The following is a 7,225-nucleotide window of genomic DNA, read 5'->3' on the forward strand; positions in this document are numbered from 1 at the left end:
GTCTACGGCTGACCTGGGCCTGCGCCCGGGACGCCCCCACGCGCCGCCACGGCCGAGGTAGGCAGCGCTGATAGCGTCGGGGCGTGAAGATCATCGCCGTGACCGCGTGGTTCCCCAGCCCCAAGGCGCCCACGGTGGGCACCTTCGTAGAGAAGGACGTCCGCGTCCTGGCCCGCGACCACGACGTCGAGGTGGTCCACCTCATCGCCCCGCACCTGGCCGACCGCCGCGAGGCCGACGTCGACACGATCGACCACGACGGCCTGGTGGTGCACCGCATCGTCATGTCCCCCCAGCGCCCCGACCAGATCCTGCGTGCCCGCCGCCTGCTCGAGCCCCTGCTCGCCGGCGCGGACCTCGTGCACACCATGGCCTTCCCGTCGCTGCTGCCCTTCGCCCGCACCCGCCCCACCGCGCCGTGGGTGCACACCGAGCACTGGTCCGGCCTGACCACCCCGGCCACCCTCCCGCCCGCCTGGCGCCTCGCCCTGCCGGTCCTGCGCCCGCTCCTGAGGCGGCCCGACGTCGTCACGGCGGTGTGCGAGTACCTCGCCCGCCCGATCCGCGCCGAACGCCGCGACCGGTCCACCGTGATCGTGCCGTGCATCGTTCCCGCCCCGGCCGCCCTCACCGAGCGCAGCCCGGGGGAGGGACGCCCGCTCGAGCTCGTCGGGGTGGGTGGGCTGATCGACCGTAAAGACCCGCTGCTCGCCGTGCGCTGCCTCGCCGAGCTCGGGTCCCGCGGCCACGACGTCCGCCTCACGTGGGCAGGCAGCGGCCCCCTGCACGACGACGCGCTCGCGCTCGCCGCCGACCTCGCCGTCTCCGACCGGCTCACCCTGCTCGGCAACGTCGACACCGCGGGGGTGAGCGCGGCCCTCGACGCGGCCGACCTGTTCTTCCTGCCGACCAAGGCGGACAACTTCTGCGTCTCGGCCGCCGAGGCCCTCGTGCACGGACGCCCCGTCGTCGTGGGCGCCACCGGCGGTCAGGGGGAGTACATCGACGCGAGCGTCGGGGAGCTCGTGGACCACCAAGACGCGGCGGCCTACGCGGACGCGATCGAGCGGGTGTGGCGGGCAACCGACGGGCTGAGCGCCGGGGACGTCGCCGCGACCCTCGGCGACCGGTTCAGCCCTGAGACGGTCCGGCGCGGCTATCTCGACGCCTACGACCTGGCCCGAGCGGGGCGCGGGGCATGACCGCGACGGACGCCACCGGCAGCCCGGCCGACGTAGTGGTCGACGTCGTCATCGCGGTACACACCGCACAGCGTCCCATCGCGCGCGCCGTCGCCTCGGCTCTCGCGGCCGCGACTCCCACGAGTCCTGCGGCGGGAGACCCTGTCCCTGTCCGGGTAACCGTGGTGGCGCACAACGTCGCCCCCGCGCTCGTCGAGGCCAACCTCGCCGGCGTGGCCGTCCCCCAAGGGTCGAGCGTGCGTGTCCTCGCCTACACCGACGACACCCGCAGTCCTGCTGGCCCGTTCAACCACGGCCTCGACGCGGCCCGCGCGCCCTACGTGGCGGTCATGGGCTCCGACGACCGGCTCGCCCCGGGCGCGATCGCCTCCTGGCTCGCCCTGGCGCGCAGTACCGGTGCGGCCGCGGTCATCGCGCGCCTGGCTAAGGCACACCCCGACGGGTCCGTTGCGGCCGTCGTGCCCACACCGCCCGCCCGTCCCCTGCGCACCACGCGGCTTGACGGCGTCCGGGACCGGCTGTCCTACCGCTCGGCCCCGCTCGGCCTGCTCGAGCGCGCGACGCTCGAGCGGCTCGGCCTGCGCTTCACCCTCGGCCACGAGGTGGGCGAGGACGTGGCCTTCGTGACCCGGCTGTGGTTCTCCGGCGCGCCTATCGCCTTCGACCGGCGCGGCCCGGCCTACCTCGTCCAGGACGACGCGGGGGACCGGATCACCGGGATCACCCGCCCGGTCACGGCCGAGCTGGCGTTTCTTACAGACCTCGTGAGCCAGGGCTGGTTCACCGCGCTCCCGCTGCCCGCCCGCCGCGCCGCCGCGGTGAAGTTCCTCCGCATCCACGTGTTCGGGCTGCTCCTCAACCGGACGGCGCCGTTCTGGACGCCCGCAGAACGGGCGGCGCTGGCCGACGTCGTGAGCGCCGTCCTGCACGCGGCACCCGGATGCGAGCGGGTGCTCTCCCGAGCCGACTGCGCGGTGCTGCGCGCGGTCGCGGACCCGGCGAGCGACGTCGGGCAGCTGATCGCGCTCGCTCACGCGCGCCGGCGGCACGGCCGCCCGACGACTGTGGTCACCGCCGACCTGACGCGTCTGTTCGCGCGGGAGGCGCCGCTGCGGCTCATGGCCGCCTCTGTCCTTGCGCGACGCTGAGGGCAGTATCCTGCAGGGAGATTTGTGCCTACTCAATCGGACCAGGTGAAGGTGTTCATGCGCATCGCAGTTGTCGCTCTCGGAAAGATCGGCCTCCCGCTGGCCGTCCAGTTCGCCGACCAGGGCCACGACGTGGTCGGGGTGGACGTTAATGCCGCGGTGGTCGACCTGGTCAATGCCGGCACCGAGCCCTTCCCGGGCGAGGCGCACCTGGCTGAGAAGCTGGCCGAGCTCGTCCCGGCCGGGCGCCTGCGGGCCACGACCGACTACGCCGACGCGATCCCCGGTGCCGACGCGGTCGTGCTCGTCGTGCCGCTCTTCGTCGACGAGGAGACCGCCGCCCCGGACTTCGGCTGGATGGATGCAGCGACCCGCTCGCTCGGTGAACACCTGACTCCGGGGACCCTCGTCTCCTACGAGACGACGCTGCCCGTGGGAGTCACCCGCGGGCGCTGGAAGCCACTGCTGGAGGAGGTCTCGGGTCTCACAGAAGGCACCGACTTCCACCTCGTCTTCTCCCCCGAGCGGGTGCTCACCGGCCGGGTCTTCGCCGACCTGCGCAAGTACCCCAAGCTCATCGGCGGGCTGAGCGAGGAGGGCGCACGCCGCGCCAAGGCGTTCTACGAGGCGGTGCTCACCTTCGACGAGCGCCCCGACCTGGCCCGGCCGAACGGCGTCTGGGACCTGGGCTCCGCGGAGGCCGCCGAGATGGCCAAGCTCGCCGAGACCACCTACCGCGACGTGAACATCGGCCTCGCCAACCAGTTCGGCGCCTTCGCCGAGAAGGTCGGCATCGACGTCTACTCCGTCATCGAGGCGTGCAACTCCCAGCCCTACAGCCACATTCACCGGCCGGGCATCGCCGTCGGGGGTCATTGCATCCCGGTGTACCCGCGGCTGTACCTGTCGGTCGACCCGGACGCCTCGATCGTGCGGGAGGCGCGGGCGGTCAACGCCGCGGTGCCCGAGCGGGTCGTGGCGCAGGCGGAGAGCCTGCTGGGTTCGCTCGAGGGACTGCTGGTCGTGGTGCTCGGGGCGTCCTACCGCGGGGGAGTGAAGGAGACGGCGTTCTCCGGCGTCTTCGCGACCGTCGACGCCCTGCGTGGGCGGCGCGCGCGCGTCGTGGTTCACGACCCGATGTACACCGACGAGGAGCTCGCCGGCCTGGGGTTCGACGCCTACCACTACGGGCAGGCTGCTGATGTTGCTGTGGTCCAGGCGGACCACGCGGAGTATCGGACGATCACTCCGGCGCAGGTGCCGGGGTTGCGGTTGTTGGTGGATGGGCGGCGGGTGACGGACCCGGCGGTGTGGGCTGGGATTCCGCGGGTGGTCATTGGCGAAGGGCGCACCGCCTGATTGCTGCGTGTGGCTGAGTGAATGCAGAAGGGTCCAGGAGCATCGCTCCTGGACCCTTCTGTGTGGTGCAACGTGCGGTCAGTGGCCTGCGGCTGCGTACTTGGCCTCGGTTGCTTCCTTGGCGGGGCGCCACCAGGCTTCGTTGGCCTTGTACCAGTCGACGGTGGCTTGGAGGCCGGACTGGAAGTCGGTGTACTTCGGCTCCCAGCCGAGCTCGTCGCGGAGCTTGGAGGAGTCGATCGCGTAGCGCAGGTCATGGCCGGCGCGGTCCTTGACGTGGTCAAAGTCGTCCTTGGCCAGGCCGAAGGCTTCGAGGAGGGCCTCGACCACCTCGAGGTTGTTCTTCTCGCCGTCGGCGCCGATGAGGTAGGTCTCCCCGATCTGGCCCTTCTCGATGATGGTCCACACGGCGGAGTTGTGGTCTTCGACGTGGATCCAGTCGCGGACGTTCTCGCCCTTGCCGTAGAGGCGGGGCTTGATGCCGTCGATGAGGTTGGTGATCTGGCGGGGAATGAACTTCTCGATGTGCTGGTACGGCCCGTAGTTGTTGGAGCAGTTCGAGATCGTTGCCTGGATGCCGAAGGACCGGGCCCACGCGCGCACCAGCAGGTCCGAGCCGGCCTTCGTCGAGGAGTACGGGCTGGACGGATTGTAAGGGGTGTCCGCGGTGAACTTCGCCGGGTCGTCGAGCTCGAGGTCGCCGTAGACCTCGTCGGTCGAGATGTGGTGGAAGCGCACGCCGTGCTTACGGACCGCCTCGAGCAGCGTGTATGTGCCGATGAGGTTCGTGTGGACGAAGGGCCACGGGTTGGTCAGGGAGTTGTCGTTGTGCGATTCCGCCGCGAAGTGCACCACGAGGTCAGACTCGCCGACGAGGCGGTCGACCAGCTCGGCGTCGGTGATATCGCCTTCGACGAGGGTGACCTTGTCCGCGACGGGGGCGAGGGAAGTCTTGTCGCCTGCGTAAGTGAGGGCGTCCAGGACGGTAACCTGGACGTCCGGGCGCTCGCGCACGGTCAGGTGGACGAAGTTGGAGCCGATGAAACCGGCTCCGCCGGTGACGAGCAGACGCATGGGTGTTACCTCCTGGGCAAAGAGTGTCAACCGCTAGGATACTGGCCGCTGGAGCCCGCCATGGCACGGAGTTCGACCGGCTGCCCTCGTGAGCCTGCCCCTGGGTGGGCTCAGGTAACATTACTCAGGCACGAGCCAGGCTTCTTCACGTGGTGTGCGCTGTGGTAGGTCCGGAGAATCTCGACCTGCGTATGACCGAGAACCAGAGCACACGACGGGAGCGACTATGAGTACGACGCTGACCATGGCCGGACTCGATGACATCGACCCTGTCGGCGACATGACGGTGACGCCGATTCGTGGCTATCTGAGAATAGTTCGGCCCGTCTCGATCGTCCTGGTGACTTCGATGCTCACCGCGTTGCACGGTTTCCTGCCCTCATTGGTCGGTTCGGCGACCAGTTGGTATGCATCAATCGGCGCCGCTCGATGTGGATCACTCTCTGTCGGATCCCTTCTTGACGGCGTATGCACGGTCGTCGGAGGCCCCTCCGGCGCTGAAGTTGGAAACGGTTGGCTGGTCGTGGTCATCGAGACGATGTTCATGCGGTTGTTGGCTATGCCTGCGGAGTGGGCGGTGGCATCCACTGCTTTCGTCCTTATCGGAATTGCAGTGCTTGGAGTGGTCGCTTTGCTCCAGGATCTCGGCATCAAGTGGCCGATCGGGCTCGGAGCTGCTGTTGCATTCCTCGCCAGCCCGACCATCATTGGAATGGCGGGTTTTGGCTCCACATTCTTTGGGATGGCGTTGGTGCCCGCGGGAATCTGTGCTTCGCTCCGGCTCGGACGAATCGTCGCTGAGTGGCAGTTGGTGCGGTCCGTCGCAGCGATGGCTCTATGGGTGCTGCTCTCCTTCAGCATCCTCCAGATCGATGGCTATGGGTTCGTTCTGACGCAGGCGTCCGTCGCGGCGCTCCTAGTCGGAAGGCTGATCTTTTGGCCATCTCGTCGACAGTCGCTCGCTGCCCTGCTCGGCTTTGTCTCATCCAACGGGCTCGCTTACTTGATCTATGGTGCGATGCAACCGAGTGACGGGGACTGGGCCAAGTCCTCCATAGATCTCTTCCGTGCGATGGGAGCAGACGTCGTCACGATGCTCCGGCCGACGTCTTCGGTTTGGTGGGCGACGCCACTTGGGATCGACATGGACGTCTCTGAACTGTGGGGCGATGGCACCAACGCTCGATTCAATTATCTGGGCCTTGTCGTTGTCCTGCTTGCCGCCGCTGCTGTCGTCATCAGCTGGAAGCGCGATCGGCGGCTAGTCATCTGGCTGGTCATCGGAGTGGCTGCATTGTTCCTTGCGCTCGGGCCGTCTCTTAAGATCAACGAGGTGCGCGGACCATTGGCCCCGCCGATCTCCTACCAGTCCTATCTCATGCCGTCCGAGGCTGGCGTAGTCGTGCTGCCCAGTCAATGGCTCTATGAGACTCTGCCGGGCTTTGAGTTCATGCGGGCCACGTATCGCTGGATGGTACTCGTGCGTCTCGCTACCATTGTCCTTGCCGCCTATATGGTGCAGTGGATGATTAGCCGGGGCGGCCGCTCCTGGGCGGCAGTCGGTGTAGGGGTTGGCCTGCTCGCTCTTGTGGAACTTATGCCGAATGCTCAAGCGACGATAGAAGCGAACTCTGCTCGTGCAGCACAGATTGATTCCTTCAACGAGGCAGTCATCGACGATCTTGACGATGCGTTGCCCGACGGTGCGCGGGTCGTATTTGCTCCCAACTCGTCAGGTGGGAATGACTTCCTCGCGTCATACTTGGCGACAGGGGCAAATTTGAATACTCCAAACGTCGGCGGTGACAAAGCGCTGGAAAATGCTCGGAAGGAACGCCCAGAGGCCATTGCCGAGCTCCTGGGCGGACCTGACGATTTCGGGGCAGCAGCCCAGTTGGTTCTCGAGGAGGGGCACGCGGACTTTGTCGTGGTCCCCTATTTTGACCTCCGATGGAGCATCAATCAGTGGCCGGCGACCGGCGAGTTCTCGACACCGGGGCAGGAGGCCGCAGCGGAGGCCCGCACGGATTCGGATCTTACGGTCGTCAACTTCACCTGGTTCGCCGTCATATCGCTGTCTCACTCTTAAACTCACTGCGGACCACCTTGGTGTCATAGCCTCGTAGCAACAGTGCTGGTCAGCGAGGGGTGCGGGTGTGGGACGCAGGATGTTGACGGTCGCCGATCGGGTGGAGATCTCCACGGGCCTCAAGGCCGGGTGGTCGGTGCGCAGGATCGCAGCTCATATCGACCGGGCACCGTCGGTGGTCAGCCGGGAGATCCGGCGCAACTCCACGAAGACGCTGGGGTACCGGTTGGTCGCGGCTGACTGCCGGGCCGAGCGGAGCCGCAGCCGCCCTCAGACGGGGAAGATCGCCGGCGACAAGGTCCTGCGAGCCCGGGTCCTGGCGGACCTGAAACGGTCGCGGACCCCACGTCAGA

6 protein-coding genes are annotated in these 7,225 nt (G+C 67.8%); 5 read left to right on the forward strand and 1 reads right to left on the reverse strand.

Going from position 1 to position 7,225, the window contains the following annotated elements:
* Window positions 1-83 precede the first annotated feature (83 nt).
* Genes BLQ50_RS11455 through BLQ50_RS11465 form a run of 3 tightly spaced genes read left to right on the forward strand, consistent with a single transcriptional unit; the run spans window position 84 to window position 3,709 of the window.
* On the forward strand, window positions 84-1,202 hold the full coding sequence (locus tag BLQ50_RS11455) for a glycosyltransferase (protein ID WP_093183774.1): 1,119 nt from the start codon (window positions 84-86) through the stop codon (window positions 1,200-1,202).
* Window positions 1,199-2,350 carry a glycosyltransferase gene (locus BLQ50_RS11460; protein WP_093183776.1) on the forward strand — a complete coding sequence of 384 codons (1,152 nt, stop codon included), beginning with the start codon at window positions 1,199-1,201 and terminating at the stop codon, window positions 2,348-2,350. Before BLQ50_RS11455 ends, BLQ50_RS11460 begins: the two co-directional genes overlap by 4 nt.
* 57 nt (window positions 2,351-2,407) lie before the next feature.
* Entirely contained in the window at window positions 2,408-3,709 is a 1,302-nt protein-coding gene (locus BLQ50_RS11465; RefSeq protein WP_093183845.1) for a nucleotide sugar dehydrogenase, read from the forward strand.
* A gap of 78 nt (window positions 3,710-3,787) precedes the next feature.
* On the opposite strand, the gene rfbB is transcribed toward BLQ50_RS11465, so the two are convergent.
* Window positions 3,788-4,783 (reverse strand): dTDP-glucose 4,6-dehydratase, encoded by a 996-nt coding sequence (gene rfbB, locus BLQ50_RS11470; protein WP_093183778.1) that lies wholly within the window; start codon window positions 4,781-4,783, stop codon window positions 3,788-3,790.
* Between the two features lie 226 nt (window positions 4,784-5,009).
* Between rfbB and BLQ50_RS11475 the strand changes: the two genes are divergently transcribed.
* Both BLQ50_RS11475 and BLQ50_RS11480 read left to right on the forward strand, forming a co-directional pair.
* The gene (locus BLQ50_RS11475) at window positions 5,010-6,872 is read left to right on the forward strand and encodes a hypothetical protein (RefSeq protein ID WP_139185808.1); all 1,863 of its coding nucleotides are present in this window, start codon (window positions 5,010-5,012) and stop codon (window positions 6,870-6,872) included.
* Window positions 6,873-6,951: 79 nt separating this feature from the next.
* A partial coding sequence (locus BLQ50_RS11480; RefSeq protein WP_139185809.1) for a helix-turn-helix domain-containing protein occupies window positions 6,952-7,225 on the forward strand: 274 nt, incomplete at its 3' end.

The sequence above is a fragment of the Sanguibacter gelidistatuariae genome, from assembly GCF_900096585.1.
Lineage (GTDB): Bacteria > Actinomycetota > Actinomycetes > Actinomycetales > Cellulomonadaceae > Sanguibacter > Sanguibacter gelidistatuariae.